Consider the following 24,289-nt stretch of genomic DNA (forward strand, 5'->3'; position numbering starts at 1 on the left):
CGTACGGTTTCTGGCAGCTCGTCGGCGCTGCGGCCTTCCGCTTTCCAGGCAGAGAGGGCAGACAGCAGACTTTCCGGCTGGAAAGCCTCGCTGAGCCCAAGCTGGCGCAGCATCATTTTCATAACCGTATGCTGGGCTTGTGTTTCACCGAACACTTCATCCTGGACGCCATGATGACGCAGCATCGCCAAAGCGAATGAGTGGAAGGTGCGTGCCTGAACGGCACGTGCAGCGGCAGGTCGTACACCGGGCAGTCCTGCGATGCGCAGCTTCATTTCGGCAGCCGCCTTGCTGGTGAAGGTCACCAGCAGAATGGACGACGCCGGGACATCCCGCATCGCCATCAGGTAGCCTGCACGGGCAGCCAGTACCGTGGTTTTACCACAGCCCGCTCCGGCCAGTGTCAGAAGGGGGCCCCTGCCGTGGCGGACAGCCTGTATTTGCGGGCGGTTCAGATGAATATTCGCATCCTCCAAGGCACGAAAATAGCCCGAGTCCTGGTCGGTGTCGGGTACCAGTGTCGTACTGGTATCTATGGAAGCACGGCGAGCTTGCGGGCTCGGTGTTGAATAAGAAACCCCGATAGGTCGGGGATAAAAAGCAGGATTTGGGTCCATGATCCTGAAACCCCTTTCGATCATAAAATCTTCCATTTTCACAAATGGGGGTAGTTTTTGGTATGATAGAGTTCTAGTAGCTGAAATTCATGCGGATCTTGCCAAAGTGTCAGCGCGTCATAAGGTTGTCGCTGATGTCGTAGCCTGCAAATAGGCGATATGACCGCATTCCATTATACAGGAGTTCGAGGTTTGCCAACAGAAAAAAACTTTGGGATATGCGGACGGTATGGGGAAATCCGGCTGGATATAGGGAGGAAATAACGATGAAGCTGATTCAACGTATCAAGGAAAGCGCTAATCGCGCTACAGAGAAGGCACAGCATGCTGTCGAGATTAGTAAAATAAATTCACAAATTACCGCGATTCAACAGGAAATGGATGTTCATTTCTTGCGGATGGGTCAGATCTTCTATGAGGGCTACCGGGCATCCGATATGTCGGTGGCAGAAACGGAGATGACACAGCTATCCACCGCCTGCGATGAGCTTCAGGATGAAATTGACGAGTTGCGCAGCAGAATTGCGCAATTGAAAAACGCTCATCTATGCACCTGTGGAGCGGTTGTGCCCTTGGATGCGAATTTTTGCCCAAAATGTGGACGCAAGCTAAATGAAGGGCAGGCTGCTTCCAAGCAAGTGGCTGCTGTGCGTGAAGAGATACCGACAGACGTCTACTCTTTTGATCTGCGCAAGCCAGAGACAGCCAAGGATGCTGCACCTGCTTACACGGAGTATACGGAACATGAAGTAGTTGAGCGGCATGAACAGGAGCAGGATGGGCTGCATGAAATATACGAACTAGCCGGATCAGACCGCAATTATGTGTCTGATTTTACACCTGAGGAAAAAGCGGCATTCGATGAGGAATGGGAGCGCCGTCGTCAGGAAGAGATCGAGAAAGAGCACCTCCGTCTTGAAGAGCTGGAACGTGAACGTGAGCGTCAGGAGGAGCTGGATGAGCGCATTCGATATTGGAAGGCGAATAACTCCGGGGCAGAGAAGCCAGCTACGCAAATACGTGAACATGTAAAATGCCAAATTTGCACAGCAGAGCTGCCTAAAGGCTCCAAGTGGTGCCCGCGTTGCGGAGCTGAACAGATTTGACGCAGCCGAACAGGCTGTCGCAGGACACAGACAGAACGCCGGGCAGCATAGGGGGAACAGAACATATGGAGCGTTTGCTGCATCATCTGCGGAATCTGGGCTTTACGGAAATGGAAGCCAAGGTCATGGTCGAGCTATCGAGGCAAAATGCTGCTTCCGGCTATGAAGTGGCTAAGCGTCTGGGCGCATCGCGCTCCAACGTATACGCAGCTTTGCAGCGGCTGGCCGGACAGGGATATCTCAGAACCAGCACAGGAGAGCCTGTACGCTACAGCATGCTGCCATCGGGCGAGCTGACCCGAATGATCGAGGGGCAGATGCAGGAGTCTCTGCGTGCAGTAGAGAAGGAAATGCCAAGAGCAGAGCCGGCCAAGCCGACTTTTTATAACGCGGAAGGCGACCGGAATGTGCTGGAGAGCCTGACACGTGAGCTAGAACGAGCGGAGCATGAGATTGTGCTCGATTTGTGGCGTGAAGAAGCTGAACTGTTGCGGGCCGAATTGGAAAAGGCCGAAAAACGGGGTGTGCGCCTGCTATGGTCCTGCAATAACGGCGAAAGCGTGCTGGGACCATGGCTGCCGCGTGCGGCTTGCAAAAACGGACAGGAAGAGGAAGGACGCAAGTTTTCTTTTGTCGTTGATCGGCGCTGGTGCATGCTGGGGATGCGGGGAGAGAATTGCCCGACACAGGCGCTCATTACCGAGCATCCGGTGATGACAGGATTGCTGCTGAATCATTTTGCCCAGGATCTTATTCTGTATGAGTTGGAGCATGATATGGGCAGCGAGCTGTCGACCCGTTATGGCTGGCGGTATGAGGGCATTATCGGCCAATATATGACAGGTGGAGAATAGCACAAGGATTACTGGCTGGAAAGTTCCAGCAGCGACCGGCATATCGATGTAATGTATCCCGCTTTATGAGGCACGAATTGATCCGATGTGATCAGACGGCGATTTTTTTCCGGATTTGGTCCCGAAGTTATGCCGTGTGCTTCCAGAAAAGGAATGCTCCCTTCAAAAAGGGCCAGCGCTTGCTCAAGGTCTGCTTCGTACAGTCCGGCCACTTCTTCCTGCTGGAGACGATAAGCCTCCAGTGGCTGGTTCGACAGCAGTCCAAACACCGAGCTTACCTCACGGTCCCAAAAGGATGTGCCTTGTGCAGTTCCCTTACTTTCATACCGAACGGTCATCAGCGGTGTCAGTGAGGTAAAGGGGACGTGAATGCCTAGCTCTTCCTCCAGTTCACGGGCTGCTTGAGATACATCTTCGCCTGCCGTCAGATGACCAGCAGCCGTAATATCGTAGTATCCGGGGAAGGTGTCCTTCGAATCCTGGCGCTGTTGAAAGAGCAACCGACGGCCTGTGGAGGTGTCTCGTGCCAGCCAGCAGTGAAAAGTATGGTGCCAATATCCTTTGGCATGTGCTTCTTGTCGGGAAGCAGTGCCAAGGGGCCTGTCTTCATCATCGTAGATATCCAGAAGCTCGCTAGTCATTGTGGTTCCTCCTATAATCAGCTCAGATGTAAAAGGTCTATTTTACAGTATAACGTGTTTTCTGTTCTGAGGATATGAAGACGGCTGTGGAATGTGCAGCGGCATTTGGGGTATGCTGGAAACATGGAGATTTGCGCCATAAACTAGGTTTATGATCGAAAGGAGCGATTTTACATGGAATGTATTGTACATTTTCGAGTCATGCATCCGGAGGAGCCCAAGGAGCTGCGCGGGCTGATTATGCTGGAAAGTGGAGGCAAGCCGGGGATCGACCAAATCACAGATATGTTCAAAAATATGGGCTATGATGTACGTCCGGATAATCCGGAGGAATTGATTTTCAAGCCAGTTGATGCCAGAGCAGACTATACATATATCCGGGTTATTGAGCTGGATACGGGTGAGGAAGTCTATCATGAAGACCGGAACTTACGTGCGATTCTGGAAAATTTGCTGAACAAGCATTAAGGATCAGGAGAGCTATAGGATAACATGAGATAAAGCGATCCTGTTGTAATTCATAGGAACGGAGTAAAAAATATGAGATTGTATATCATCCGCCATGCAGATCCGGATTACCCGAACAACACCATCACCCCGGAGGGGCATCTGGAAGCCCAGGCACTGGCCAAACGGCTGTCCAGTCACGGACTGGACCGTATTTATGCTTCACCGATGGGGCGGGCTCTGGATACGATGCGCTACACTGCTGATGCTCTCGGTATGACTCATGAAGTGGAGCACTGGACGCAGGAGCTGGCTCTGAAGCTGGAGGAAACTCCATACGGTCGTCTATCCCATTGGGATCTGCCCGGTGAAGTGATCCGCTCTGAGCTGCCCCTTCCGACGCATAATACTTGGAAGGATATTTCCTATTATCAGGGAACGCAAAGTCCCGAAACCTTCGAGCGGCTGAAGTTTCATTCCGATGAATTTCTAAAGCGCCAGGGATTTGAGCGAATCGGAGGCAGATACCGGATTCTCAAGCATACCGAGGATCAGGTGGCTGTATTCTGCCATGGCGGCTTTGGGTTGACCTGGCTGGCCCATCTGCTGGAGCTGCCCTTGGCCTTGGTCTGGTCCGGCTTTTGGATGCCGCCTAGCTCCGTAACTACGATTTTATTTGATGAGCGCTCCAAGGAATGGGCTGTCCCGCGCTGCATCGGCTTCGGTGACGTCTCCCATCTGTATGCTGAGGGATTGCCCGTCAGACCCCGCGGTATTATTACCAATTTTAATTAATCAGGCTTCGATATCCATGTAAAAGCGACTTAGGACGATGTATCGTCTTAAGCCGCTTATTTATAGCCGTATGAGTTCGATTGGACTGAAGATACGCTTAGCTGAAAATGGAGTTAGCTACGTGCTTCCACGTACCCTTCTAGCTTGGAGGTGCAATGTGCGCAGCGGGTAGCCGCTACAGGAATTTCCGACAGGCAATGCGGGCATGCCTTGATCGTTTTTTCCTGAGGAGGTTTTTCTTCCTCTTTACGCTTCAACATATTAATCCCTTTGACCAGCAGGAACACGCAGAAGGCCACGATCATGAAGTCAAGCAAGACGTTAATGAACTGACCATAGGCAAGAACCGCGATCCCTGCTTCTTTGGCCTGTGCCAAAGTCATGCGTGTACCATCAGTATTTAAAGGCTCGGCAGTTCTTAAAGCTACATACAAGTCCGGGAAATTCATGCCGCCCAGAAGCTTGCCAGACGGTACATAGGTACAAATTATGCAAAAGCTATCCCTTTAATTCCCCATTCTTTTCCATTCTTTAAAATTGTGATTTCTTGGAATAACTCTTGTATCAGTTGTTTTTGTGTTGATCGTTCCAAGTACCACCAATTATCTTTAATATCTTGCATTATGTTTATCACTTCTGCTGGATCAAGTGTAGATACTACAGTTCCAGGTAGGCTATCTAGCTTTTCCTCAAGTTCAACAACACGTTGCATCTCTTCTTTCATGCGTTTGCTAAAATCCTGATAGGGCATAAACCCGTCTCCATATGCCATTTGCCAACGTTCTCGTCTTTCTTCACTTGCCTTTATTGCTTTTCTGATTTGCTCTTCCTCTGAGTTAATGGATTCCTTTACATCATCTTTCCAAAATAAGTCTTGGTTATCCATATCAAGTGACTTAAATAACATTTTTACGAGTTTCGTTTCTGATATAGACGATTGATCGCAGGTATTATATCGTTCTTTGTTCGAACAAACGTAATTGTATGTTATCGATCCCCCACTGATCGAATATTTACCCTTGTATCGTCCGCCACATTTTCCACAACGTAATATACCTCCAAATGCGTATTCGTAAGAATTTCGAGACCGTAGACCGTCTCTGCGCCGTTGTATCCATCGTTGTACTCGGTCAAACGTTTCTTGATCGATGATTCCTTTATGCTTTCCTTTTTTTATTACGCGGTCTTTCTCTTCGTCTTTTTTACCTTTCCATGTTATATTCCCGACATAGTGTTGGTTTTCTAAAACGTCCATAACCTTTGTTTGACTCCATCTACCGCCGCGAGTTCGCCGAATATTCATGTTGTTGAGTTCTTTTGCTATAGTGGGAGATCCATTCCCATTTAAATACTGTTCGAATATCCATGTTATCCATTTAGCTTCTTCCTCATTTATAATAAGTTCGCCCTCAGGAGTACGAGTGTACCCAAACATATTTACAAATACATTGGGTATCCCTTTTTTAGCTCGGGCACGCATTCCTTTAGTGACTTCTTCGGATAGGTTTTCCCTATACCACTGAGCAAATATACCCAGCATAAAGACAAACATTCGCCCCATGGCGGTATCTGTATCTATTTTTTCGGATATAGATACAAACTTAATGTTATATTCATCAAACATTTGTAGCATCTCATATAAGTCTTTTATGTCCCGGGTTAAGCGGTCCAATTTATGTACTACCAATGCGTCTAAGTTTTTGTTTTTAATCTCTTGGATTAAACGTTTCACATCTGGTCGGTTCAGGTTTTTTCCTGAACATCCAGGGTCCTCGAAATATCCAGCTAATATCCATTTTTCACTTTCTATATATTTAAGATTGAATTCTCTCTGAGCGTCAAGAGAGTGACCTTCATTTGCTTGTTCTTCTGTGCTGACACGCCCGTAACCAGCTGCGCGTATCATTTTTAACGTAGATTCCATGTTGTGCACCGCCTGTTTAGTGTTTGTTTGTATTGTAGGTGACAATGCACAAAATAAAAAGCCCTCTTAATAGAGGACTGATGTGGTATAATTTGGGTTGCACAACACACCTTGAGTGGACGCACCCTCCGAAAGGAGGTGATGCGATGCACATTTCGTTTGGTGAAGTGCTTACTTTCGGGATTTTCCTGATTGCTTTGCTAACTTACATCGACAAACGTAAATGACTCGCTCTAAGGTTGGCACCGTGCGGGTCAAAGTCCTGTAGCTAAGCAACTTTCAGGAGGGTTTCCCCACTCAAGTTGTTGTGCTGGGGATCGGTAGCCGCCGATCCTTATTTATATTCTTATGGTAACACATTCATTTTATTCATTGCAATTCAATTTACATATGGAATACAATGAAATTAATCCTATTTAGAGGTGAAATTTATGTTTAGAATGGAACGGCGAGGTAAATGGTTTGGCTAATAAAAAACGCGGGATTTGAATATTTCGATAGTGTAGATGAATATATAACCAAAAAACAGGAGTTTTATGATAGCGTCCTACGGGGCGATGAATAAACACAATAAAAGCTCTGCCGACCCATTAAGGTTAGCAGAGCTTTTATTCATTCAGACAAATCATTGCTTTCAGGCTTTACCCAACCCTCGTTAAATCTAAAATATGTTGTTTCTCCAGTAAGCCGGTTCACTTTGACCAAGGTTTCTTTTGAATGTGTATATAAATACGGTGTCGGATAAACATAGTAAAATATAAGCAGTAAAAGCATCAGTATAAATGCGTATTTGAAAACATCCTTTATTGCTATTATTGCTAAGCTCTTGTCTTTTTCTTTTGAAAAAATTAATGAAGCAGTACCAATGAGTCCTAAAATAATGAAGATGGATGTTAATCCAATTACGATATAGATAATAGTAGTAATCAATTTTTAAACCCCTTCCTGAATTTGTATTACTATATATGTTATCGTCATTTCCCGGTATTTCCTTGGCATATTTTGACCGATGTGTCCAGTCATTACATCGCTTATTATGTTAGTGACTATTATAGGGAGTGACATCATGGACATTATCGGAATTAAATTGGATAATCAGCCGGGATTATTGACGGATATTTCAACAATATCCGAATTTTCTTTACATGAAGTAAATTGGATAGACCAGTTTCGCAGGACTGCTCATTCAGCTAAGATTCCCGCCTACCACACAAAAGATTTTTCATTTTTGACTTTGGACCGTCTAAAGGATTTAGAACGTGCATACAGTAAGTTTGGCTTTAAAAGATATGATCAATCAATAATAATAAATGAACAACGAGTGCAGGATAAGGTTTCAATTAAGAACGGAACGCGCATTTATTTCGTTGATGGCTCTTATGTAATCGTAAGAAGTAAACATAATATGTAATGTCAATACCCCTCTAACCCCATTTGACTGGTGTTGTCACGGCGTAATTCGACAGCATCTGACAATTATTATCTGCTATAGTAATCTTAAAGGTGATGGTGAGTGGTAAGGAATGACAAAGTTAATTTTTTTGTTATCCGAGTACCGTTTAAATGGTACTTTTCCCCGAGAGTAGCATCAGCTACTCTGCTACCGCAATTCCCAAACAAAAAGATCGTCGATCTTACAATTAAGATGATAAGCTATCAAAGCGGCTCGTTTAATTTGAATATTGTCCGTTCTCAGGTGCACAATATCGGAAATTCTTTGCTTTGGTAAACCAGCTTTATCAGCTAGCCATTGCTGATTTTTGTTGATCTTTTTGAGTAACTCGGGAATACGACAGCGGACGGGTACTAACTCCATCTCACTGCCACCTTGTTCTCTTTTTTTAGCTAAAAACAGAACACACGTTCCTGAAAAGTATGATTCTGTGGTATTATGTTAAAAACGGCTGAAATAGACACAAAGGAGCTGCTAACATGGATGAACAGTTGTTATTGTCGGCAAATGTAATAATCTCTAGGACTGGTATTAATGAAACAAACAAGTCGTTAATTAATCACTTTTCTGAGTTGCTGACTTCATCTTCGCAAGATTGTTTATTAAATCTCTCACTGCCGACTCGACAACAGGATCATCCCTCAGGCTAACCCCATAATGCGCCTCAGCCTCCTTAATAACTTTTAATACAACTTCCTCTGGGAGCGGATAAGCGCTCTCTTTCTCGTTTCTTCCTGTAGTAAGCCATCCAATTTGAACACCAAAGTAATCAGCGATTTTGGCTGTCATTTCGTGGTTTGGCTCTCTCTTGTCTGTTTCATACATTCCAAGAGTGGATTTTGCAATCTTGAAAATTTTTGCCAGCTCTTCTTGGGACAATCCCTTTTTGTTTCTTAAATAAGAGAGACGTTCGCCAAATGACTTCAAAATTCCCACCTCCAGATGATTATTATATATCACAATACGTGAACATTATAAATTTGATCACGAAAAGTGAATAAAAGTGTTGACAATCACAAAACGTGACTGTATATTATAGATATAAGGCGGTCACGAAACGTGACTGAAAGGAGGATGACATGAAGAATCAGAAAATGTCTGAACTTCGTGGCGACCGCTCTTTAAGGGAAGTTGCTGAGCAGATCGGCATTCCTTATAGCACTTACGCCATGATTGAGACAGGTAAAAGGTTTCCTCGTAGAGACTTGCAACTCAAGTTAGCTCGTTTTTACAAAGTAACAGTTGATGAGCTTTTTTTTACTCTAAATGATCGCGCTTCGTGATCGAATTTCAAAAAAAGGAGCGATTACAGTGAATGAAATTAAACCATTTATGTATGGATCAAATGAAGTAAGAACTGTATCAATTCAAAACGAACCATGGTTTATAGCAAAAGATGTGTGTGATGTGCTCGAAATAGGAAATCCCTCAGATGCATTGCGCCGTTTAGACGAGGACGAACGCACCCTCGTTTCAATCGAGGGTGCGAGTAATGGACTTCCTGTTAATGCAGTCAACGAACCTGGACTATACACCTTAATCCTTGGCAGCCGAAAAGCTGAGGCTAAACAATTCAAACGCTGGATCACACACGAAGTCATTCCTTCCATTAGAAAACATGGCGCCTATATTACGCCTGAAACGATGGAACAGACCTTAAAAGATCCAGATTACATTATTGGAGTTATCACCGCCTTGAAGAAAGAACAGGATGCGCGTAAAGCGCTTGAAAAAAAGGTTGTGGCTGATGAACCTAAAGTGTTGTTCGCTAACTCTCTACAAGCTTCTAAAGACTGTATCTTAGTTGCAAACCTTGCGAAATTGCTTAAGCAGAACGGCATTGATACTGGTGAACGCCGCTTGTACAGCTGGCTACGCGAGAATGGATACCTTGGCAAAAAGGGTGAACATTACAACATGCCAACACAACGGTCAATGGATCTTCGATTGTTTGAAGTGAAAACAGGCGTAATTAACAAACCTGATGAAGAGCCACGGACAACCAAGACAACGGTGGTCACAACCAGAGGTCAAATGTATTTCCTTAATAAGTTTAGAGGGCATACGGCATGACTTGTCACCTGTAAACACAACCACAACCCATTGTACATCTTGTATGGTAACCATGAAAGTGAATTTTTCCCACAACATTTAAAGAAGCGGAGGAAAGAGTATGAGCACCATGTTTCTGCATAATCTGCCGGATAAAGAAAAGCCTAAATTATCACTAAATAAGCTATCATCTGCACTTATGAAACAGATCGCATTAGATGTTAAAAAAAACAAATTGAAGGGAGAGAAGAAAAGTGGCTAAACATCCAAAGGAGATTGAAAACCGTTTACTGACACCAATTATCCCGTTCAAACGTCCTGAATCAACCAGCGCAGTGATTTGCAAATGTGGATGCGGATGCGAGATCAACACAAGCATGGACAGCTATGTAATTATCGACGGTGATTTGTTTCTGGATGATGGATGTGTAACAAATCACTTCATTAAAGAGGCAGGAGGGCGGCGAGTATATGGAGGGGCTTGCTAACATGACCAGAACTGAGTACATCGCATATCTACGGGACCAAGCATTTTGGATCAACCAGTTGGCTGATGAAATGGAGTTAGGAAAGTCAGATAGTCAATGGGCAGTAGATTTCGATTTGAAACGTCCTGACGTGATCTACGAGCAGCGCGCAGTTGAATTGGACAAGATGTTTCATCCGGAGGACAGCAGGGAGGACAAACGTATAGCATGAGGTTTCGCAACGTAGATGATGTATTAAAGCATTATGGCTGGGGAGGTGAGGTCAAATACTCGGAGGTGAAGAAGGATGACGGATCGCAGGGTGTTTCTGGAGTTGGCAAAGATAGCAAAACAACGCGGAACGCTAACAAAAACGTTGCTGAGGGTGTACCTGAAAAACATGGTGATAGCTTATAAAAAAGAAAAGGCTGCCGATGCAACGGCAGCTAAGATCAAGGACACATCAAAAGTAAGTATTGTGATTATACCACAACGAAAGGTCGAATGGTATGAAAATCTGCGAAAAGAAGATTCGGTATGTAATTCGGCATAAGTCGAAAAGTCACTTTCATCATCTTGCGCGCGGAATTGTATATGAACTAACCAAAGCCTATCTCTATTACGACGAAGATGAAGCTAATCATTTCCTATATATTAATCAATTCCGACCTGAAAACCCCGATGAATATGAAATTAGGCCCGTAAGGATTACTTATGAATTGGAGGATGAAGCAGATGGACCCGAAGGAGATAATGAAGTCCCTACAAGCTCCATTTCCACCAGACGAGGTTGAATGGCGAGTAGATCGTGGACAAAAAACCTCAAATGGCAACTTTGTATTCGTCCTTGTATACGTGACGAACAGAGCCATTATGAATCGACTTGATGAAATATTTGGTCCTGCAGGCTGGAAAAATGAATTTAAAGAATGGAAGCAAGGAAGCCAGCTTTGCGGCATATCGGTGAAAATTGGCGATGAATGGATAACTAAATGGGACGGATCAGATGACAGCAATATGGACGCTGTTAAAGGTGGATTGTCAGGTGCTATGAAGCGCGCAGCTGTACAGTGGGGCATAGGTCGCTACTTGTACAAGCTTGATCAAAATAGGATACCTCTGAAAGAACGTGGTGAGCATTATGCCAACGTTAAAGTGAAGTCATCTGGAAGAGATGAATATATCAAAGGCTATTGGGATACTCCAACACTTCCGGAATGGGCATTACCTGAGGGGTTTACTGCTTCTGGGAAACCTCAAAATCCTATAGTTAAATCTGTAGTTCAGGATGAACCAGAGACGCCAAAAGTTAATAATTCATCACCTAACAACGAAAATAAAACACCAACTAGCATGCTTATTAGTGAAGCTCAAGTTAAATACAGTCATCGTATTAAAAATGAAAAAAATATATCAGAGGAAGATTTCAGGCTGATGATCAGACAAGTGAGCTCAGGCAAAGAGAGCATCAAAGAGCTAACCAAAAAAGAAGCCAGTACCTTGATTAATCAACTCAACGACTATCCAGCAGGAGCGTGACGATATGAACAAATATGACCGTGATAAAGACCCATTTTACGACGATGGCGGACCGTTACCCGATCCCATTGACGGACCATTTTAGGAGGTAGCTATGGCACTTGCGAAAAGAAAGAAACCTATACAAGAGTGGCGCCAGAATATTCTGGCCCATCACCAGTCACGACCTAACACCAAGGAGCGCGGTGATTTCCCGAAGGATGTAATTGCAGAACTGATTGCTGATTCAAACGGAGTCTGTGAATGTTGTAAAGCCGCCGAAGCCACGACTACTCATCACGTTTATCCGCGCGGGAGAAAAGGGCGAGGAGTCAAGACAAACGGCCTGCGGCTCTGCTGGCCTTGCCATGATCGAATACAAATAAATGAAGAACTCCTTCAATTTTGGATATCGGCATTCCGTGATAAATACGGCGATTACTTTTGGTTCGATGAACAGGATTGGGAAGAGCACAACCGTAAACTGGCGGCGCGGCAACGTGTGGAATTCGAGAAAAAAGAACGCTTGGAGAGCATAAAGCCAGTCATAGAACTGATTACTTCAGCGGCAGGCCGAACTTTGAAGGCTAAGGAAGTACGTTTGCTGGAAGCTATGGATGATAAAGAGATGCTTGTTTTTACAAATATGATATCTGATGCCTTGAACAATTTTAGTAAGCCAGCTCCATCTTATGGTTACGGAGAGCGTTTTGAGGATTAAATATATAGCCCCCAAGGGCAGAGAGGACAAACACATGAATAAAGCAATTTTAACCCAAGCACAGGCAGAGGCAATTGATTCAATTCAAGCTGCATATCATTGGACGGCAGAGTCATTCATACGCAACCATGCAGCAGATCCGCACCAATGGGTAGAGCCTTGCGATGTGCTCAACGGAGTTCCTTTGGATACCATTATCCGAGCTTTATACATCGGTTATGAAGTAAGGCAAACGATGGAGGAGCGGATGCTTGCGCATTTCAAAGAACCAAAAGGTTATTTAGCTGAATATGACACGGAGAACGTAATATATCGAAAAGGTATGGCAAAGGCTCTTGAAATAGCAGGTATTAAGGTACCTGGCATTAACGATTAAGCCCCATAGGGGATAAGAAGGAGGTTCAACATGAAAGCTCTTGATCTGTATTGCTGCGGAGGTGGTGCGAGTCGAGGGCTATATCAAGCTGGTTTCACGGTAACCGGTGTTGATATAGAAGCTCAAAAAAAATACCCCTATGATTTCATACAATCGGATGTGCTGGAGCTTTCGATAGAGTTCCTAAGACAGTTTGACTTCATTTGGGCTTCGCCGCCTTGTCAGGAGTACACGAAGGCAGGAACGCAGTGGCGAAGGGCAGGGAAGGAATATCCGGACCTGATTGCAGCAACGCGGGAAATGCTCATTGAAACCGGTGTTCCATATGTCATAGAAAACGTTCCGGACTCACCCCTGATTGAACCGGTTTTGTTATGCGGAACGATGTTCGGATTACGCACCTATCGGCATCGGCTCTTTGAATCCAGTTTCGAGATAGAACAACCGGTTCATCCGCCACATGTTGCAAAGAATACAAAAATGGGAAGACCGCCGAAGGACGGGGAATTTCTGCAGATTGTTGGACATTTCAGTGGCGTGCCGCTTGCAAGAGAGATTATGGGCTTGCCTGGTCTTAATCAGTACGAGTTGGCCCAGGCTATACCGCCGGCTTACAGCAAATATATAGCAGAGCAATTTTTAAAAAGCTTACAAATAGAGCAACTAACACTATTTTAAGGGGGATACACCCCCTACTACCTATACCAAAGGAGAGATATACATGTTAAACAAACAAGCAATTTTAGACGTACTGAACAGTCTGGAAGTGGTCGATGAACAAGGCGGAGACGATGCTTATATGCTGGTGGATGTCACACCGGAAATGCTGGACAAGCTGGCTTATGTTGGAGTGAGTAAGGATACGGTGGTCAAGTACGGTGATGAAGAATCAATCTGTATCTTGGCTCTGGCATTTGGTGAGGGGTATGCGAATGGATTTGAACGCAATAGACTCGTTTATCGCGTTCCTGGTACTATCAACTATCTCGTACAAGAAGCCCATCAAAACGTCATAAGCAAAGGATGGTGGGACGAGGAACGCAGCTTCGGGGAAATCATTGCTCTCATTCATTCGGAGGCGTCTGAGGCTCTGGAGGACTTCCGGGCGGGTAGCAAACCGGATGAAGAATGGTACCAACACAAGGTAATGGGCCATGCAACACAGCAATTAACCCCAGAATACAAACCGTGCGGTATACCGTCTGAGCTGGCAGATATCGTTATCCGGGTATTCGATGCAGCAGGCCGATACGGTATTGATCTGGAACGGGCGATCACCGAAAAGATGGCCTATAACGCAACGCGACCTCAACGTCACGGTGGCAAGGTTCTGTAAATAAACGCGGGTGGGAGAGGCTTAACAGCCTCTTACCCTATACCCCTATATACCTTAAAGGAGCGACGAACGATGAATGCTGCCTGCACAAAACAGCTCAAGAACGGAAAAATCAAAGTTGTATCCGGTACAGTTTTGCAACACGGACAGGGAATTGTTACTTTAGCGGTCACTGACCAGAATGGTAATCGGTCAATAAAGAGGATTCGTGAGTCTGAGTATAATATTAGATTTTTCGTGGAGGGTGAACAGTCATGAATGATTACGAAAGACATGGAAACCATGTGTTTCTGACAGCTGAGAGTGCTCAGGAAACCATTGAACTAGCGATCACCCATATTGCAGATGAGGCGCGTCGTAAGGCCCGGAGCAAGGCGTTTGAGGATTGCACGGCATATTGGAAAGCTGAGATCGAGAAGATTCATAATTTTGGAGGTCCGCCACGAGCGCAGTTATCTCGGATATTAAATCTTTTCAAGATTGAGGTAAGGGAGGAAGAACAGTCATGAGTATACAAGGCAGGAAAATCAAAATAGTTTCCGCTGACCATCCTCGTAATTGGTATGCAGATAAGATCGGACAGGAGTTCATTGCTCATAGCCATTGCAGTAGAAATAAAGACAATATCATTGTCCGTACAACGATTGCCCAAGCAGGTTGGAAATATGGATGGATAAGCTCGAAAGATTATGTGTTTGTAGATCAGCACTTGGCATCCCAAGGAGGCGGTAAAGGTGAGTGATACACCTCAAACGTCGGATAGAGCGGTTCTATACGGATGAAGATGGACAGCTGGTTTTTGCCCTATACGAAGATATAGATGGATACGTGCATTACAGATACTGCACGTTTGATACGGATATTTATACGATGCTGTCACAGGCATTTTTTAAAGAATTCAAGGAGGACAAAGCTAATGAGCAAGGAACGGATTAGAGAAATCAAGGAAAGATTTGAATTTAATTTAAAATTAGCAGAATCCATAGGAGCAACGGGGGGTGAATACAAAGACATTCCATACCTATTGGATTTGGTAGACTCACTCCAGCAGCAGGCTACTAAATGGGAAAAGGCATTTGATAATGCCGACAAAAACTATCTCAAGATGGAGCACGAGGCTGCGGAATTGCGGCGGCAACTTGTAAGTAAAACCGATGAGTTGGCAGAGAGGGACCGGACAATAGCCCGGCTGTCTGCCGATCTGGATACATCCGTTGCAAGTCAATTAAACATGACAGACAAAGCATACAGATACCAAAAGGCACTGGAAGAAGCCAAAGCAGCTATACAGAAGAACTTAGCATTTGCTAACGGTAAGGATGAACAATCTCTATTGTCGGCGTTTAACCATATCAACACAGCATTAGGTAGGGAGTAACCACCAATACAATACGCTCACCCAGGAGCGTTGGAAGGGAATAAAAATGAACAGTCACAGACAATACAAATTAGGTTGGAAAATACTTGTTGCCGGATTTTTAATCAATATCATTGAAACAGCATATTTCGGATGGAATGCAACTCCACAAAGCAAGGCTGAAATAATATGGGATTATATAACCATGTTCATTATGGGATGGGGAATATATCTGGTTACTGATGCTTTCATTAAACACTTTAGAAATAAAGGATAGGCCATACCGAAAGGATGATAGATATGACAGACCAGCAGCTTAACCGGAAACTGGCGCAGTTGATGGGGTACAGCGTACACACGACGCCCGGAGATCACTTCGTTTTGATATCAAGCGATAACAAATATATGTCAGGCGTATGTGACGACGAAATCACTGCTTGGAAGCTGGTGCCCGATTACTGCAATGATCCTGCCACCTCTCTGGAGGTACAGGCAGCAGCAATAGAGTTGGATCGAGTAGCCTATGTAATTAACTTGTATGAGGCATGTTACGATTTTAAACGAGATAAAGATACTGTGTGGGATGAAATTAATATAGCATTTTTGCTTAACGCCAGCCCACGCCAGAGGGCAGAGGCTGCTTATATTACATTATCAGGCCAGGATTAAGTCTATACAGGGTGTCGGTCACACGACACCTATCATATCGTTTGTATGCACGTAATGATACCAAGGGAGGATATATATGGTTAAAAGAGTTTGTCATCACTGTAAAACAGACCTGCCGCCAGAAACGGCACATTATGAAATTAATGATGAAGTATACTGCACGGATTGCGTCACTGCCCATCCATACACATCGTACAGCTATTACATTAACGACGAGTATGTTGGTGATTCGGAAGATGATCATACACGGTATGTAGAGTCTTTGGATGATGAATATGAAGGTGAAGAGGTTGGGGAGGAACAACAATGACAGATAAACAACGCTTAATAGATGCAGATAAGCTTATTAAATGGAAAGATGGAGAAAGAAGTGCATTTTATCAATCTCTGTATTCTTCCATTAATGATGGTGATTTTGATCCAGACCCACCACAGCAGCCAGATATACAGGTAGGGGATCTGGTACGGCACAAGCAGCATTCAAGTTGGCATGTCGGAAAAGTCATTGCTATATCCAAAAAGAAGGACAAAGCACGTGTGGAGTGGCCATCTAGAAAAGGGATGTTTGCTGATGTAGTGGACGGCTACTGCTTAATAGATAAACTACAAAAGGTAGAAGGTGAAGAGGTATGACAGAACGTAACTGGCAAGAGGATATGAATCTGTGCATGAAAGTGGATGAAGCATGGTCAAGGGAATTACTTATCGCAGATCAACCTGATATTACTACCTACTGGCTCCATCAGGCGAAACGCGAGAAAGAACGCGCTGACGCAGCAGAGTCTGACTATGAAGCCCTTAGCGCCAATTATGACAAGTTGAAGAAGGAAAGAGACTTTTGGGAAACCAAGAGGACAGAACATAAAAACCGAGCGGATCAGGCTGAATCCCTTATACAACAAAAGGATACAGAGATAGCCAAACTGCGTAGTGCAATTGAAAAAGCTATAGCGGAATATAACCTTTATGAAGAGCCAAGTGCTGCAGCAGATTGTATGTGGCAAATACTCTACACGCATGTGCAGCCTGAACAAGCGTCTTTCCTGCAAGGTAAAGGAGACAAGCTATGACCATAGCTGATTGGATGATGGCTCCCCCTTGGATGGCATTTTGGATGTGGATCTTCTTCTGTGTATGTACAACCTATTGGGGGAAAAGTCGATGATAAGAGCCTATACCTATATATTATGCGCATTACTGTTATATGTGGGTGTAGTCAGTATAGATAGGTATATGCTCATCACGCCGATTGAACCGAACACATTGAGCATAGGGAGAGTTGCCCATGAGTGATGCTATACGCCCGTCTCACTACTCTTTCGGTGGCATTGAACCAATTGACTTCATGCATGCGAAAATGTCTCCTGTGGCTTACAGAGGCTTTCTAGCAGGCAATGTAATTAAATATATATCTCGCTATGAGCATAAGAATGGATTGGAAGATTTGAAGAAGGCGAGATATTACCTTGATCGTCTCATAAAAGACTCGGAGGAAATTAAAGATGGCAGATAACAACGAATACACACTATTGCAAATTGACCTCGCCTATGCTGTAGAGAAGCGAGACGAGGCCGACAGATACGGTAATTATGCGGATGTCATGCACTACGAATGGCAGATAGACCGCATAAAGCAAAAGATGGATCGGTTAGAGCAGAGAGGGGCTTAGTCCTCGTCTGGTACGTACTCCAGTAGTTCACCAATACCAATTTCAAAATAGGCGCAGAGTGCTTCAATAGTTGAATAGTCAATACGGATGTTAGTCCCATCGTATAGGCGACCCAGAGCCGGGGCACTCACGCCAGTTTCCTTAGCTAATTTGTTTATACTTCTAATTTTTTTACCTGCCATAAGCATCGGCAAATTACTTTTAATCATCACTTATCACCTATTCCTATCATACGTATAGTAGGCGATAAGTAAACGGTATAAACTAAAATATAACGATAACGTTACAAAATAAACGATAACGTGTTATAATGACGTCAATGAGACTTGAAGGAGTGAATGATAATGGCAGAATACACCAAGACAAAAAATATTCCCTACCGTCTCGATCCGCAGGACCACAAAAGGTTGAAATTATTCTGCGTAGAGCACGGAATACCAATGCAGCAATTTTTGGACAAGGCAGTTAATGAGTACATGAAAAAATGGTCGTGCCACTCAGGTAATCAAGACAAACAAGCGATGTAGGCGGTGATTAGATGTCCAGTCAATTGGATGCACCGTTTACACGGATAACTAATGAAATACTTGAGGAAATTGCAAAACGAAAATTCAACGGAACTCAATATGGAATCATCATATCCATCTTAAGGAACACCTATGGGTTTCAAAGGAAAAGTCATGGTATGTCACTCTCGTTTATAGCTGAGGCGACTGATACTAAAAAAACTCAGGTGAAACGAGAATTAGACAAGCTCATTGAAATGAAGGTGATAAAGGTTTACGCCGAAGGAACTTACACAACCAGCCGAGAGATTGGCTTCAATAAAAATTTCAGAGAGTGGCAAATAGAGGACAGTACCCTAAATAGAGTACACCCTAAAAAGAGTACTGTACCCGAATCGGAGTATGGGGAGTACCCTAATTCGAGTACGGGGGGAGTACCCGAATTAGGGTACCAAGAAAGAAAGTCTTTTAAAGAAAATCTTAAAGAAATTACTACTGGCGAAAATAATGATTTTGAAAAAGTAAATAAAGAGTACGGACGTATTCATCAATGTATGGGTTTGAAACCATCAGATTGGCCTACTGTTACTGCATTGCTAAGCAAAGGAGTGCAGGCGGATCTGATTATAAATGTTATGGAGGAAAAACACGCTAAAAAGGTTGAAGACGGCGGCAAGGTTCATTCATTTTCCTTTTATACCAATGCCATTAAAGAGAAGCATAAAGGCATCGGAGCCAAAAACAGTCGCATGTCTATATTTGATGAATTAGAAAGGGAGCTGGGGTAGATGGAAAAAAGAGAAGCTATTGATATCGTAAAGAAAACAGCAGCATATTTCCCAAGTTGGAAGATTGATAAATCGGTTGTAGATATTTGGGTGGATAAACTCCAGCAATATGACTTCGAAACCGTAATGGCTAACTTGAGCGACTATCTAAGCTTGGGGAAGGACTTTGCTCCTGGCATACCTACTTTAATAAAAGAGAATGAGAGAATTGAAGCTAATAAGGAAATCGAGAGAACGCGTGAGATGATCCGCAGGCAAGATGAAGAACGCAAAGATATACCAAAAGATCCGCCGTGGGTCAGGGAAGGTATAAGCAGACAGGCTTGGATGCAGAGGTTATTGGCAGAGAAACGGGCTGAGGCTCAATGAGCTACTTCAGCTTAGAGGCAGAACAATCTGTACTTGGCTCCATCCTGCTAGCTCCAGATTTGATATACGAGTCTCTACTAATGCCAGATGCATTTTATCACGAGGGTCATAGGGTCATATTTGAAAACATGCTCTCATTACGAGAAGAAAATAAAAAGATAGACGTTGTATCTATAACTTCACGTATGGGACAAGCCTTGCAGGATGTCGGCGGTATGAGCTATTTGGTTGACCTGAGTAAGTCGGTTCCATCCGTTTCGGACTTCGCATCACATGAACGCATTGTGAAGGAAAAGTATTTAATGCGAACCGGATTGATTGCTGTCAAAGAAGTATATAGTGGCGGTCATGAAGACCCTGTAGAGTTTGCGGCAGAGCTAATGAGCATTGCTGAGAAAATCGGTGACCAGTCTCGTGATAAAGAAGGCTTCTCGCATATTAAAGATGGTCTCATGAACCACTTCGAACTTTTGAATGACAAGAAGTACAACGGACAAGCATTAGGAGTAAGTACGGTTGGCACAGAGTTGGATCGGATAACAGGCAAATGGCAGAAGCAGACGCTTAATATCGTGGCTGCAAGACCTTCTATGGGCAAAACAGCCTTCCTCCTAAACAACGCCGTTAGAAACGGTAAGGAGGGCCTTACAGTCGCTATATTCAGCCTAGAGCAACCTGAGATGCAATTGTATGACCGGATGATAGCCGCCGAGTGCTACATAGATGGTGAGCGCATCCGAACCGGACAGCTGCGAGACGACGAATGGGAGACATACACCATTGGATTATCAGTGCTGACAGACATGAATGTGTTTATAGACGATCGTCCAGGCTTGAGTATTCAAGAAATACGGGCTGCTGTCAGGAAACTTAAAAAGAGGCATCCTGATTTGATTGTATATATCGACTATCTGCAACTCATTAAAGGCGGAAAGAAGTTCAGCAGCCGAAATGAAGAAGTCGGTTATATTAGTGCCAGCCTTAAACAGATGGCGCGTGAAAATGATTGTCCGGTTATATCACTGGCTCAACTCAGCCGAAACGTAGAGCAGCGCCAGGACAAACGTCCAATGATGTCAGACTTGCGTGAGTCTGGAAACATCGAGCAAGACGCAGACACCATATCCTTCTTGTACCGGGACGACTATTACAACCGAGATACAGAGAAAAAGAACATTATCGAAATCATCGTGGCCAAGAACCGTGAGGGGTCGGTAGGAACTGCGGAAATGATGAACCTTAAGCAATACGGAAAATTCAAGGATTTTGACTATAGACTCCAATATGAAGGGAAGAAGATAGATGTTTGAACATCCGACAGAGAAATGCCCATATTGCTCCAGTGAATGCCATGCGGATTGGGTCGATACTGGTTTTGGTCATATGGGTGCTTATGTCCAGTGCGGTCCATATTATTGTCAAGCATGTGGAGCTTCCGAGATAGGGGCATATGACAGTCCCAGGGAGTTGACAGAGCGGGAAAATACAACAGGTTGGTACAAACCAGGATCGCCAGTATCGGATAAAGCTAATACCTATAACGGCAAGCCAGTTGATCATAAGACAGCAAAAGAATTGTATGAAGTTGGTTTATTAGATCCGTGGGATGAAGGGGGCAGTCGTCATGAATCGAGATGAAGTAATAGCTAAATGGAATAGTATGAGTCCACGTGAACGAGATGCTTGGGTAGGAGAAACTGTCCTAAACATGAAAACCGAATACAATGAAAATCTAAATTGACATGGGTGGAAGATTGGAGAGCGAAGATGGTCGTCAAGCATTCCTGAGTTCACAAAGAAAATGGGAGAAGCATGGGAAGTGATTAAGAAGATGAAGGGCAAAGGGTTCTCTTTTACTCTCGGTGAAGCATCTGAGAAAAGTGGATCTGTCATCCTGGGTAAAGCAAATTTAGGAGACAACATGTGTAATTTTCATATTGCCAATAAGGGGATTTTCATTCCTGCGTTTAGAGAAACCATGCCTGAAGCCATCGGTTTAGCAGCTCTAATAGCTACCCAAGGAGAGGGGATAGAGGAATGAAAGTAAAAGAGTTGATTGAAAAGTTAAAGACGAAGAATCCCGAAGCGGAGATTTCGATCATAACACTTGGTAATCGCAACGAGCCTGAGTACACATCTGAACCTAAAGTAACATCACACAAAAACATGTTTGGTGAAACAGTCTGGATTCAATAATACAGCCCCTAAAGGGAAGGAGAGGAATAAGGGATATGAAACAGTTCTTCATACAAATTCATTTTGTTGGCGGAAATGTAATGGACTTCTTTGACGTGGATGAAGAATTAAAAGATAAAATCGCAGACTTTGCAGTAATGGGGAGCGACGATAAATTATCACCCGATTGGCTCATCTTCGTGTACAAGGATACGGAATATAACCTTAATCGAAAACTAATATGTGCAGTTACAAACTGCGATATGGAGGTCTAAACCATGGATAAGATACAAAAGATACGCAAAGCGCATGAAGCGACTAAGAGGTCGTTAGCGGAAGGACGGAACATAGCTTTTACGGCGAAGGCCGTTATTGAGCCGATTGAATACCTCCTACAACAGATAGAGATTAAGGATAAGGCGCTGGAGTTTTATGCAGACCAGGACAACTACGATGAGTATGATTTAGGTCTGGTGGATGTTGATAGAGGCAATCGTGCCCGCGCTGCTTTAAAAGGAGAGGATACCCCATGAATCCAATAGACGATTATGACTACTTAGATAAGGACCTTGAAGGATCGCTGCGTATAGCTAGAGCAGAGTTAGAGTGGGAGAAAGCACAGGAGGATGAGGCAGCATGAGAGCTAACAAATATGGAGCCCAGCAGACAGTATTAAACGGAATAACCTTTGATAGCAAGATGGAATCTATGTATTACACGCAACTCAATCTTATGGAGCGAGCCGGCTTGATAACAGATTTAGAGTTACAGCCGGAGTTTGAATTGATACCAGCATTTAAAAAGCTTGGTAGGACGATCAGAGCGACGAAGTACCGAGCAGACTTTAAGTACAAGGAACATGGTAAAACCATAGTGGTAGACGTGAAAGGGGTGAAGACCAAGGACTTTAACATAAAGCGCAAACTATTTGACTCTAAGTACCCGGACATTGAACTCAAGTTGATCACTTACAAAAATGGAGGGTGGGAAGAGATATGATAGCATGTTGGATCAACCACAAAGACGGATATACCCTTATGGACGATTCTGGGACTCGTATAGGCGTGTTGCTAGTGATGGATGACCGAATACTAGGTAGGAAGTTAAAAGGTCTCTACGAGCCTGCTAGGTGGTTTAAAATGGACGGTCATATGATCAAAGGTAAACCACCGGATAAGGTGGGAACATGAATTCTCAAAGAGAGAGTTGAAAAAAATGATTTCTAGACAAAAAATAATGGATTGGGCTCATGAGAATGGAAATGAGGAAGTCGCGCATCTAGAAGTGGTTAGATTTGTTAAAGAGATGTTTATACAAATTGAATTTGGAGCATTTGATCCAGATGATGAGGATTATAAAGAAGATAATGATTACGACAATTTATAATTTGTCAAATATCAAATAGATACGAAATGTTGTGTAATAGTGCGAAAAATGTACTATCAAGGCACTAAATATGGTATAATCATAGTATAAAGATTAAAATAATCGGATTGAGGTGTGTGTAGTGGGAAATCAGGAAAATGTGCAAGTACAAACACAAGAAACGGATGTAACTACAACTGAACCACGTTATTTTTTGGACGGCATATCATTCGACAACGGAGACGTGAATATCAGAACTCTTTTTGACAGTGATGCAGCTTATCAAGTAGCTAAGTTTGCTATCGAAACAAAGGTAACAACGCTGACCACCAATTACGCTACAAGAATTGATGAGCTCCAAAAAGAGTATGAAGAACAAATTGCTAAGCTCATCTCTGAGAACAACGAAATATCTGATAAATTGGCACAGTCCAAAACGGAATTGAGCAATGCCAAACTGGAGATTGAGGATATTTCAGCTAAACGTGATGCTGCAGCTGCTGAATTAGCTACAGCTAAAACAGAAATTGAGCGGCTAAACGATCATGTACAGGATCTTCGAACAGAAATTGCGATTGGAGCCAAAGCGGCAACAAAGGTGGTCGACACGAACCTTAATACTAATTTGGCAGAAGCTATGGAGAAGCTGAAAAGTACACGTCCAGCTATTTATGATATACAACCTCTAGATAACCGAAGAGCTAACTATAAGGCAAAATTGGCTGAAACTGACGAAGAAATCACCTTTAACTATCTGGAAAAAGGTAAGTATCGGGAGGTGACCGCTGAAGAAGCGGATCAGTTTCGAAGAGCAGCCGAAGAACAAAAACGTGCTAATGAGGATCTGGCACAACCTGGCGGTGTGGAAAAGGCAGACGTTGTAGAACTGCCTACGCAGTTTCAAACGGAAGAGGACACAACCAACGGAGTGGTTGAAGGGAACGCTAGTGAGCAAGTGGCAGGAAAGACAATTGAGGAAAGACTCACGGCGTTAGAATTAAAGGTATTTGGTAAAGGAGAGGTGGCCTAACGGCTGCCTTTTCCTGAAATGATATATCACCGTAAGGATGAAACTGTAAAAGC

The 24,289-nt window shown here is 43.9% G+C and carries 46 protein-coding genes and 2 pseudogenes; 40 read left to right on the forward strand and 8 right to left on the reverse strand.

The annotated features are described in order from the left end of the window. Nucleotides 1–617 (reverse strand): UvrD-helicase domain-containing protein (locus WG8_RS27815; protein WP_007428602.1); only part of this gene is annotated, 617 nt, incomplete at its 3' end. Nucleotides 618–883: 266 nt separating this feature from the next. On the opposite strand from WG8_RS27815, the gene WG8_RS03005 reads away from it, so the two are divergent. Both WG8_RS03005 and WG8_RS03010 read left to right on the forward strand, forming a co-directional pair. Then, the gene (locus tag WG8_RS03005) at nucleotides 884–1,723 is read left to right on the forward strand and encodes a zinc ribbon domain-containing protein (protein WP_007428603.1); all 840 of its coding nucleotides are present in this window, start codon (nucleotides 884–886) and stop codon (nucleotides 1,721–1,723) included. A 65-nt stretch (nucleotides 1,724–1,788) separates the two neighbouring features. Then, nucleotides 1,789–2,577 carry a TrmB family transcriptional regulator gene (locus WG8_RS03010; protein WP_043890722.1) on the forward strand — a complete coding sequence of 263 codons (789 nt, stop codon included), beginning with the start codon at nucleotides 1,789–1,791 and terminating at the stop codon, nucleotides 2,575–2,577. 8 nt (nucleotides 2,578–2,585) lie between these two features. On the opposite strand, the gene WG8_RS03015 is transcribed toward WG8_RS03010, so the two are convergent. Next, nucleotides 2,586–3,218 (reverse strand): NUDIX hydrolase, encoded by a 633-nt coding sequence (locus WG8_RS03015; protein ID WP_007428605.1) that lies wholly within the window; start codon nucleotides 3,216–3,218, stop codon nucleotides 2,586–2,588. A gap of 174 nt (nucleotides 3,219–3,392) precedes the next feature. On the opposite strand from WG8_RS03015, the gene WG8_RS03020 reads away from it, so the two are divergent. Further along, complete coding sequence (locus tag WG8_RS03020) at nucleotides 3,393–3,686, forward strand: hypothetical protein (protein ID WP_007428606.1); 294 nt, start codon at nucleotides 3,393–3,395, stop codon at nucleotides 3,684–3,686. Between the two features lie 72 nt (nucleotides 3,687–3,758). After that, complete coding sequence (locus WG8_RS03025) at nucleotides 3,759–4,460, forward strand: histidine phosphatase family protein (RefSeq protein ID WP_007428607.1); 702 nt, start codon at nucleotides 3,759–3,761, stop codon at nucleotides 4,458–4,460. A gap of 113 nt (nucleotides 4,461–4,573) precedes the next feature. On the opposite strand, the pseudogene WG8_RS03030 reads toward WG8_RS03025, so the two are convergent. Next, nucleotides 4,574–4,933: pseudogene (locus WG8_RS03030) on the reverse strand (MscL family protein); the annotation flags it as partial. Nucleotides 4,934–4,969: 36 nt separating this feature from the next. Here WG8_RS03030 and WG8_RS29460 point away from each other — a divergent pair. Further along, on the forward strand, nucleotides 4,970–5,203 hold the full coding sequence (locus WG8_RS29460; protein ID WP_442950068.1) for a hypothetical protein: 234 nt from the start codon (nucleotides 4,970–4,972) through the stop codon (nucleotides 5,201–5,203). Between the two features lie 164 nt (nucleotides 5,204–5,367). Here WG8_RS29460 and WG8_RS25885 read toward each other — a convergent pair. Both WG8_RS25885 and WG8_RS03040 read right to left on the reverse strand, forming a co-directional pair. Beyond that, nucleotides 5,368–6,384: pseudogene (locus WG8_RS25885) on the reverse strand (recombinase family protein); the annotation flags it as partial. Between the two features lie 612 nt (nucleotides 6,385–6,996). Continuing rightward, complete coding sequence (locus WG8_RS03040; protein ID WP_043890723.1) at nucleotides 6,997–7,314, reverse strand: hypothetical protein; 318 nt, start codon at nucleotides 7,312–7,314, stop codon at nucleotides 6,997–6,999. A 136-nt stretch (nucleotides 7,315–7,450) separates the two neighbouring features. Here WG8_RS03040 and WG8_RS03045 point away from each other — a divergent pair, with 136 nt between their 5' ends. Beyond that, nucleotides 7,451–7,795, forward strand: a complete 345-nt coding sequence (locus tag WG8_RS03045; protein WP_043890724.1) for a LytTR family transcriptional regulator DNA-binding domain-containing protein — start codon at nucleotides 7,451–7,453, stop codon at nucleotides 7,793–7,795. Between the two features lie 189 nt (nucleotides 7,796–7,984). On the opposite strand, the gene WG8_RS03050 is transcribed toward WG8_RS03045, so the two are convergent. Both WG8_RS03050 and WG8_RS25890 read right to left on the reverse strand, forming a co-directional pair. After that, the gene (locus WG8_RS03050; protein WP_007428611.1) at nucleotides 7,985–8,200 is read right to left on the reverse strand and encodes a helix-turn-helix domain-containing protein; all 216 of its coding nucleotides are present in this window, start codon (nucleotides 8,198–8,200) and stop codon (nucleotides 7,985–7,987) included. Nucleotides 8,201–8,392: 192 nt separating this feature from the next. After that, entirely contained in the window at nucleotides 8,393–8,764 is a 372-nt protein-coding gene (locus tag WG8_RS25890; protein ID WP_007428612.1) for a helix-turn-helix domain-containing protein, read from the reverse strand. Between the two features lie 152 nt (nucleotides 8,765–8,916). On the opposite strand from WG8_RS25890, the gene WG8_RS03060 reads away from it, so the two are divergent. From WG8_RS03060 to WG8_RS27005, 22 genes are all read left to right on the forward strand, one after another. Next, on the forward strand, nucleotides 8,917–9,120 hold the full coding sequence (locus tag WG8_RS03060; protein WP_007428613.1) for a helix-turn-helix transcriptional regulator: 204 nt from the start codon (nucleotides 8,917–8,919) through the stop codon (nucleotides 9,118–9,120). Nucleotides 9,121–9,148: 28 nt separating this feature from the next. Next, entirely contained in the window at nucleotides 9,149–9,910 is a 762-nt protein-coding gene (locus WG8_RS03065; RefSeq protein WP_007428614.1) for a phage antirepressor Ant, read from the forward strand. Nucleotides 9,911–10,010: 100 nt separating this feature from the next. Continuing rightward, nucleotides 10,011–10,151 (forward strand): hypothetical protein, encoded by a 141-nt coding sequence (locus tag WG8_RS26990; RefSeq protein ID WP_157136298.1) that lies wholly within the window; start codon nucleotides 10,011–10,013, stop codon nucleotides 10,149–10,151. Continuing rightward, on the forward strand, nucleotides 10,144–10,377 hold the full coding sequence (locus WG8_RS03070; protein WP_007428615.1) for a hypothetical protein: 234 nt from the start codon (nucleotides 10,144–10,146) through the stop codon (nucleotides 10,375–10,377). The genes WG8_RS26990 and WG8_RS03070 overlap by 8 nt, the downstream gene beginning before the upstream one ends. Before the next feature lies 1 nt (nucleotide 10,378). Further along, entirely contained in the window at nucleotides 10,379–10,588 is a 210-nt protein-coding gene (locus tag WG8_RS03075; protein WP_157136299.1) for a hypothetical protein, read from the forward strand. Between the two features lie 75 nt (nucleotides 10,589–10,663). Then, nucleotides 10,664–10,909: a hypothetical protein gene (locus WG8_RS26995; RefSeq protein ID WP_157136300.1), complete on the forward strand. Its 246-nt coding sequence runs from the start codon at nucleotides 10,664–10,666 to the stop codon at nucleotides 10,907–10,909. 182 nt (nucleotides 10,910–11,091) lie between these two features. Then, nucleotides 11,092–11,895 (forward strand): Rad52/Rad22 family DNA repair protein, encoded by an 804-nt coding sequence (locus WG8_RS03085; RefSeq protein WP_007428619.1) that lies wholly within the window; start codon nucleotides 11,092–11,094, stop codon nucleotides 11,893–11,895. Between the two features lie 94 nt (nucleotides 11,896–11,989). Beyond that, entirely contained in the window at nucleotides 11,990–12,595 is a 606-nt protein-coding gene (locus WG8_RS03090; protein ID WP_007428621.1) for an HNH endonuclease, read from the forward strand. A gap of 34 nt (nucleotides 12,596–12,629) precedes the next feature. Then, entirely contained in the window at nucleotides 12,630–12,971 is a 342-nt protein-coding gene (locus WG8_RS03095; RefSeq protein WP_007428622.1) for a hypothetical protein, read from the forward strand. A 30-nt stretch (nucleotides 12,972–13,001) separates the two neighbouring features. Beyond that, entirely contained in the window at nucleotides 13,002–13,649 is a 648-nt protein-coding gene (locus WG8_RS03100; protein WP_007428623.1) for a DNA cytosine methyltransferase, read from the forward strand. A gap of 43 nt (nucleotides 13,650–13,692) precedes the next feature. Beyond that, on the forward strand, nucleotides 13,693–14,307 hold the full coding sequence (locus tag WG8_RS27820) for a hypothetical protein (RefSeq protein WP_007428624.1): 615 nt from the start codon (nucleotides 13,693–13,695) through the stop codon (nucleotides 14,305–14,307). A 254-nt stretch (nucleotides 14,308–14,561) separates the two neighbouring features. Further along, nucleotides 14,562–14,816, forward strand: a complete 255-nt coding sequence (locus WG8_RS03115) for a hypothetical protein (protein ID WP_007428626.1) — start codon at nucleotides 14,562–14,564, stop codon at nucleotides 14,814–14,816. Next, nucleotides 14,813–15,049 carry a hypothetical protein gene (locus WG8_RS03120; RefSeq protein ID WP_007428627.1) on the forward strand — a complete coding sequence of 79 codons (237 nt, stop codon included), beginning with the start codon at nucleotides 14,813–14,815 and terminating at the stop codon, nucleotides 15,047–15,049. The genes WG8_RS03115 and WG8_RS03120 overlap by 4 nt, the downstream gene beginning before the upstream one ends. Then, the gene (locus WG8_RS03125; protein ID WP_007428628.1) at nucleotides 15,046–15,243 is read left to right on the forward strand and encodes a hypothetical protein; all 198 of its coding nucleotides are present in this window, start codon (nucleotides 15,046–15,048) and stop codon (nucleotides 15,241–15,243) included. The genes WG8_RS03120 and WG8_RS03125 overlap by 4 nt, the downstream gene beginning before the upstream one ends. Beyond that, nucleotides 15,224–15,685, forward strand: coding sequence for a hypothetical protein (locus WG8_RS03130; RefSeq protein ID WP_007428629.1), 462 nt, complete (start codon nucleotides 15,224–15,226; stop codon nucleotides 15,683–15,685). Before WG8_RS03125 ends, WG8_RS03130 begins: the two co-directional genes overlap by 20 nt. A 46-nt stretch (nucleotides 15,686–15,731) precedes the next feature. Further along, on the forward strand, nucleotides 15,732–15,941 hold the full coding sequence (locus WG8_RS03135) for a hypothetical protein (RefSeq protein ID WP_043890725.1): 210 nt from the start codon (nucleotides 15,732–15,734) through the stop codon (nucleotides 15,939–15,941). 23 nt (nucleotides 15,942–15,964) lie between these two features. Further along, nucleotides 15,965–16,333, forward strand: coding sequence for a hypothetical protein (locus WG8_RS03140; RefSeq protein ID WP_007428630.1), 369 nt, complete (start codon nucleotides 15,965–15,967; stop codon nucleotides 16,331–16,333). 76 nt (nucleotides 16,334–16,409) lie between these two features. After that, nucleotides 16,410–16,643, forward strand: coding sequence for a hypothetical protein (locus WG8_RS03145; protein ID WP_007428631.1), 234 nt, complete (start codon nucleotides 16,410–16,412; stop codon nucleotides 16,641–16,643). Continuing rightward, entirely contained in the window at nucleotides 16,640–16,966 is a 327-nt protein-coding gene (locus WG8_RS03150; protein WP_007428632.1) for a hypothetical protein, read from the forward strand. Before WG8_RS03145 ends, WG8_RS03150 begins: the two co-directional genes overlap by 4 nt. Beyond that, nucleotides 16,963–17,403 carry a hypothetical protein gene (locus WG8_RS03155; RefSeq protein ID WP_007428633.1) on the forward strand — a complete coding sequence of 147 codons (441 nt, stop codon included), beginning with the start codon at nucleotides 16,963–16,965 and terminating at the stop codon, nucleotides 17,401–17,403. The genes WG8_RS03150 and WG8_RS03155 overlap by 4 nt, the downstream gene beginning before the upstream one ends. A gap of 215 nt (nucleotides 17,404–17,618) precedes the next feature. After that, complete coding sequence (locus WG8_RS03160) at nucleotides 17,619–17,846, forward strand: DUF3310 domain-containing protein (RefSeq protein ID WP_007428634.1); 228 nt, start codon at nucleotides 17,619–17,621, stop codon at nucleotides 17,844–17,846. Next, a complete protein-coding gene (locus tag WG8_RS27005; RefSeq protein WP_007428635.1) occupies nucleotides 17,836–18,003 on the forward strand; it encodes a hypothetical protein in 168 nt (55 codons plus the stop codon). The genes WG8_RS03160 and WG8_RS27005 overlap by 11 nt, the downstream gene beginning before the upstream one ends. On the opposite strand, the gene WG8_RS03165 is transcribed toward WG8_RS27005, so the two are convergent. Beyond that, complete coding sequence (locus WG8_RS03165) at nucleotides 18,000–18,212, reverse strand: helix-turn-helix domain-containing protein (protein WP_007428636.1); 213 nt, start codon at nucleotides 18,210–18,212, stop codon at nucleotides 18,000–18,002. The two genes, WG8_RS27005 and WG8_RS03165, sit on opposite strands and share 4 nt — an antisense overlap. Nucleotides 18,213–18,347: 135 nt before the next feature. Here WG8_RS03165 and WG8_RS03170 point away from each other — a divergent pair, with 135 nt between their 5' ends. From WG8_RS03170 to WG8_RS03220, 12 genes are all read left to right on the forward strand, one after another. Beyond that, nucleotides 18,348–18,530: a hypothetical protein gene (locus WG8_RS03170; protein WP_007428637.1), complete on the forward strand. Its 183-nt coding sequence runs from the start codon at nucleotides 18,348–18,350 to the stop codon at nucleotides 18,528–18,530. Nucleotides 18,531–18,541: 11 nt separating this feature from the next. Beyond that, complete coding sequence (locus WG8_RS03175) at nucleotides 18,542–19,297, forward strand: replication protein (RefSeq protein WP_043890726.1); 756 nt, start codon at nucleotides 18,542–18,544, stop codon at nucleotides 19,295–19,297. Further along, nucleotides 19,298–19,666, forward strand: a complete 369-nt coding sequence (locus WG8_RS03180) for a replicative helicase loader/inhibitor (RefSeq protein WP_007428639.1) — start codon at nucleotides 19,298–19,300, stop codon at nucleotides 19,664–19,666. Further along, nucleotides 19,663–20,976 carry a replicative DNA helicase gene (dnaB, locus tag WG8_RS03185; protein WP_043890727.1) on the forward strand — a complete coding sequence of 438 codons (1,314 nt, stop codon included), beginning with the start codon at nucleotides 19,663–19,665 and terminating at the stop codon, nucleotides 20,974–20,976. Before WG8_RS03180 ends, dnaB begins: the two co-directional genes overlap by 4 nt. Then, nucleotides 20,969–21,304: a hypothetical protein gene (locus WG8_RS03190; protein WP_007428641.1), complete on the forward strand. Its 336-nt coding sequence runs from the start codon at nucleotides 20,969–20,971 to the stop codon at nucleotides 21,302–21,304. The genes dnaB and WG8_RS03190 overlap by 8 nt, the downstream gene beginning before the upstream one ends. A 142-nt stretch (nucleotides 21,305–21,446) precedes the next feature. Then, complete coding sequence (locus WG8_RS03195; RefSeq protein WP_269744423.1) at nucleotides 21,447–21,707, forward strand: BC1872 family protein; 261 nt, start codon at nucleotides 21,447–21,449, stop codon at nucleotides 21,705–21,707. Next, nucleotides 21,704–21,862, forward strand: a complete 159-nt coding sequence (locus WG8_RS27010) for a hypothetical protein (protein ID WP_007428643.1) — start codon at nucleotides 21,704–21,706, stop codon at nucleotides 21,860–21,862. Before WG8_RS03195 ends, WG8_RS27010 begins: the two co-directional genes overlap by 4 nt. A 35-nt stretch (nucleotides 21,863–21,897) precedes the next feature. Further along, nucleotides 21,898–22,116 (forward strand): hypothetical protein, encoded by a 219-nt coding sequence (locus WG8_RS03200; RefSeq protein ID WP_043890728.1) that lies wholly within the window; start codon nucleotides 21,898–21,900, stop codon nucleotides 22,114–22,116. A gap of 3 nt (nucleotides 22,117–22,119) precedes the next feature. Beyond that, on the forward strand, nucleotides 22,120–22,374 hold the full coding sequence (locus tag WG8_RS03205) for a hypothetical protein (RefSeq protein WP_007428644.1): 255 nt from the start codon (nucleotides 22,120–22,122) through the stop codon (nucleotides 22,372–22,374). Between the two features lie 103 nt (nucleotides 22,375–22,477). Further along, the gene (locus tag WG8_RS03210; RefSeq protein WP_007428646.1) at nucleotides 22,478–22,840 is read left to right on the forward strand and encodes a DUF1064 domain-containing protein; all 363 of its coding nucleotides are present in this window, start codon (nucleotides 22,478–22,480) and stop codon (nucleotides 22,838–22,840) included. Between the two features lie 216 nt (nucleotides 22,841–23,056). Further along, on the forward strand, nucleotides 23,057–23,227 hold the full coding sequence (locus WG8_RS27015; RefSeq protein WP_157136301.1) for a hypothetical protein: 171 nt from the start codon (nucleotides 23,057–23,059) through the stop codon (nucleotides 23,225–23,227). A 121-nt stretch (nucleotides 23,228–23,348) separates the two neighbouring features. After that, the gene (locus tag WG8_RS03220) at nucleotides 23,349–24,236 is read left to right on the forward strand and encodes a hypothetical protein (protein ID WP_007428648.1); all 888 of its coding nucleotides are present in this window, start codon (nucleotides 23,349–23,351) and stop codon (nucleotides 24,234–24,236) included. The last annotated feature ends 53 nt before the right edge of the window (nucleotides 24,237–24,289 follow it).

It is taken from the genome of Paenibacillus sp. Aloe-11 (genome assembly GCF_000245715.1).
Taxonomy (GTDB): domain Bacteria; phylum Bacillota; class Bacilli; order Paenibacillales; family Paenibacillaceae; genus Paenibacillus; species Paenibacillus kribbensis.

What these genes read in the sequence shown, in the direction of transcription:
- WG8_RS03165 (WP_007428636.1), bottom strand. Translation starts at nt 18,212, where the DNA reads ATGATTAAAAGTAATTTGCCGATGCTTATGGCAGGTAAAAAAATTAGA.
- WG8_RS03095 (WP_007428622.1), top strand. Translation starts at nt 12,630, where the DNA reads ATGAATAAAGCAATTTTAACCCAAGCACAGGCAGAGGCAATTGATTCA.
- WG8_RS03085 (WP_007428619.1), top strand. Translation starts at nt 11,092, where the DNA reads ATGGACCCGAAGGAGATAATGAAGTCCCTACAAGCTCCATTTCCACCA.
- WG8_RS27005 (WP_007428635.1), top strand. Translation starts at nt 17,836, where the DNA reads ATGGCAGATAACAACGAATACACACTATTGCAAATTGACCTCGCCTAT.
- WG8_RS03100 (WP_007428623.1), top strand. Translation starts at nt 13,002, where the DNA reads ATGAAAGCTCTTGATCTGTATTGCTGCGGAGGTGGTGCGAGTCGAGGG.
- WG8_RS27010 (WP_007428643.1), top strand. Translation starts at nt 21,704, where the DNA reads ATGAAAGTAAAAGAGTTGATTGAAAAGTTAAAGACGAAGAATCCCGAA.
- WG8_RS03145 (WP_007428631.1), top strand. Translation starts at nt 16,410, where the DNA reads ATGGTTAAAAGAGTTTGTCATCACTGTAAAACAGACCTGCCGCCAGAA.
- WG8_RS03075 (WP_157136299.1), top strand. Translation starts at nt 10,379, where the DNA reads ATGACCAGAACTGAGTACATCGCATATCTACGGGACCAAGCATTTTGG.
- WG8_RS03140 (WP_007428630.1), top strand. Translation starts at nt 15,965, where the DNA reads ATGACAGACCAGCAGCTTAACCGGAAACTGGCGCAGTTGATGGGGTAC.
- WG8_RS03150 (WP_007428632.1), top strand. Translation starts at nt 16,640, where the DNA reads ATGACAGATAAACAACGCTTAATAGATGCAGATAAGCTTATTAAATGG.
- WG8_RS03025 (WP_007428607.1), top strand. Translation starts at nt 3,759, where the DNA reads ATGAGATTGTATATCATCCGCCATGCAGATCCGGATTACCCGAACAAC.
- WG8_RS03180 (WP_007428639.1), top strand. Translation starts at nt 19,298, where the DNA reads ATGGAAAAAAGAGAAGCTATTGATATCGTAAAGAAAACAGCAGCATAT.
- WG8_RS26990 (WP_157136298.1), top strand. Translation starts at nt 10,011, where the DNA reads ATGAGCACCATGTTTCTGCATAATCTGCCGGATAAAGAAAAGCCTAAA.
- WG8_RS03060 (WP_007428613.1), top strand. Translation starts at nt 8,917, where the DNA reads ATGAAGAATCAGAAAATGTCTGAACTTCGTGGCGACCGCTCTTTAAGG.
- WG8_RS03090 (WP_007428621.1), top strand. Translation starts at nt 11,990, where the DNA reads ATGGCACTTGCGAAAAGAAAGAAACCTATACAAGAGTGGCGCCAGAAT.
- WG8_RS03045 (WP_043890724.1), top strand. Translation starts at nt 7,451, where the DNA reads ATGGACATTATCGGAATTAAATTGGATAATCAGCCGGGATTATTGACG.
- WG8_RS03120 (WP_007428627.1), top strand. Translation starts at nt 14,813, where the DNA reads ATGAGTATACAAGGCAGGAAAATCAAAATAGTTTCCGCTGACCATCCT.
- WG8_RS03210 (WP_007428646.1), top strand. Translation starts at nt 22,478, where the DNA reads ATGAGAGCTAACAAATATGGAGCCCAGCAGACAGTATTAAACGGAATA.
- WG8_RS03190 (WP_007428641.1), top strand. Translation starts at nt 20,969, where the DNA reads ATGTTTGAACATCCGACAGAGAAATGCCCATATTGCTCCAGTGAATGC.
- WG8_RS03170 (WP_007428637.1), top strand. Translation starts at nt 18,348, where the DNA reads ATGGCAGAATACACCAAGACAAAAAATATTCCCTACCGTCTCGATCCG.
- WG8_RS27820 (WP_007428624.1), top strand. Translation starts at nt 13,693, where the DNA reads ATGTTAAACAAACAAGCAATTTTAGACGTACTGAACAGTCTGGAAGTG.
- WG8_RS03130 (WP_007428629.1), top strand. Translation starts at nt 15,224, where the DNA reads ATGAGCAAGGAACGGATTAGAGAAATCAAGGAAAGATTTGAATTTAAT.
- WG8_RS03175 (WP_043890726.1), top strand. Translation starts at nt 18,542, where the DNA reads ATGTCCAGTCAATTGGATGCACCGTTTACACGGATAACTAATGAAATA.
- WG8_RS03160 (WP_007428634.1), top strand. Translation starts at nt 17,619, where the DNA reads ATGAGTGATGCTATACGCCCGTCTCACTACTCTTTCGGTGGCATTGAA.
- WG8_RS03005 (WP_007428603.1), top strand. Translation starts at nt 884, where the DNA reads ATGAAGCTGATTCAACGTATCAAGGAAAGCGCTAATCGCGCTACAGAG.
- WG8_RS03015 (WP_007428605.1), bottom strand. Translation starts at nt 3,218, where the DNA reads ATGACTAGCGAGCTTCTGGATATCTACGATGATGAAGACAGGCCCCTT.
- WG8_RS03135 (WP_043890725.1), top strand. Translation starts at nt 15,732, where the DNA reads ATGAACAGTCACAGACAATACAAATTAGGTTGGAAAATACTTGTTGCC.
- WG8_RS03155 (WP_007428633.1), top strand. Translation starts at nt 16,963, where the DNA reads ATGACAGAACGTAACTGGCAAGAGGATATGAATCTGTGCATGAAAGTG.
- WG8_RS03205 (WP_007428644.1), top strand. Translation starts at nt 22,120, where the DNA reads ATGGATAAGATACAAAAGATACGCAAAGCGCATGAAGCGACTAAGAGG.
- WG8_RS03115 (WP_007428626.1), top strand. Translation starts at nt 14,562, where the DNA reads ATGAATGATTACGAAAGACATGGAAACCATGTGTTTCTGACAGCTGAG.
- WG8_RS03200 (WP_043890728.1), top strand. Translation starts at nt 21,898, where the DNA reads ATGAAACAGTTCTTCATACAAATTCATTTTGTTGGCGGAAATGTAATG.
- dnaB (WP_043890727.1), top strand. Translation starts at nt 19,663, where the DNA reads ATGAGCTACTTCAGCTTAGAGGCAGAACAATCTGTACTTGGCTCCATC.
- WG8_RS03050 (WP_007428611.1), bottom strand. Translation starts at nt 8,200, where the DNA reads ATGGAGTTAGTACCCGTCCGCTGTCGTATTCCCGAGTTACTCAAAAAG.
- WG8_RS03010 (WP_043890722.1), top strand. Translation starts at nt 1,789, where the DNA reads ATGGAGCGTTTGCTGCATCATCTGCGGAATCTGGGCTTTACGGAAATG.
- WG8_RS26995 (WP_157136300.1), top strand. Translation starts at nt 10,664, where the DNA reads ATGACGGATCGCAGGGTGTTTCTGGAGTTGGCAAAGATAGCAAAACAA.
- WG8_RS27015 (WP_157136301.1), top strand. Translation starts at nt 23,057, where the DNA reads ATGATTTCTAGACAAAAAATAATGGATTGGGCTCATGAGAATGGAAAT.
- WG8_RS03020 (WP_007428606.1), top strand. Translation starts at nt 3,393, where the DNA reads ATGGAATGTATTGTACATTTTCGAGTCATGCATCCGGAGGAGCCCAAG.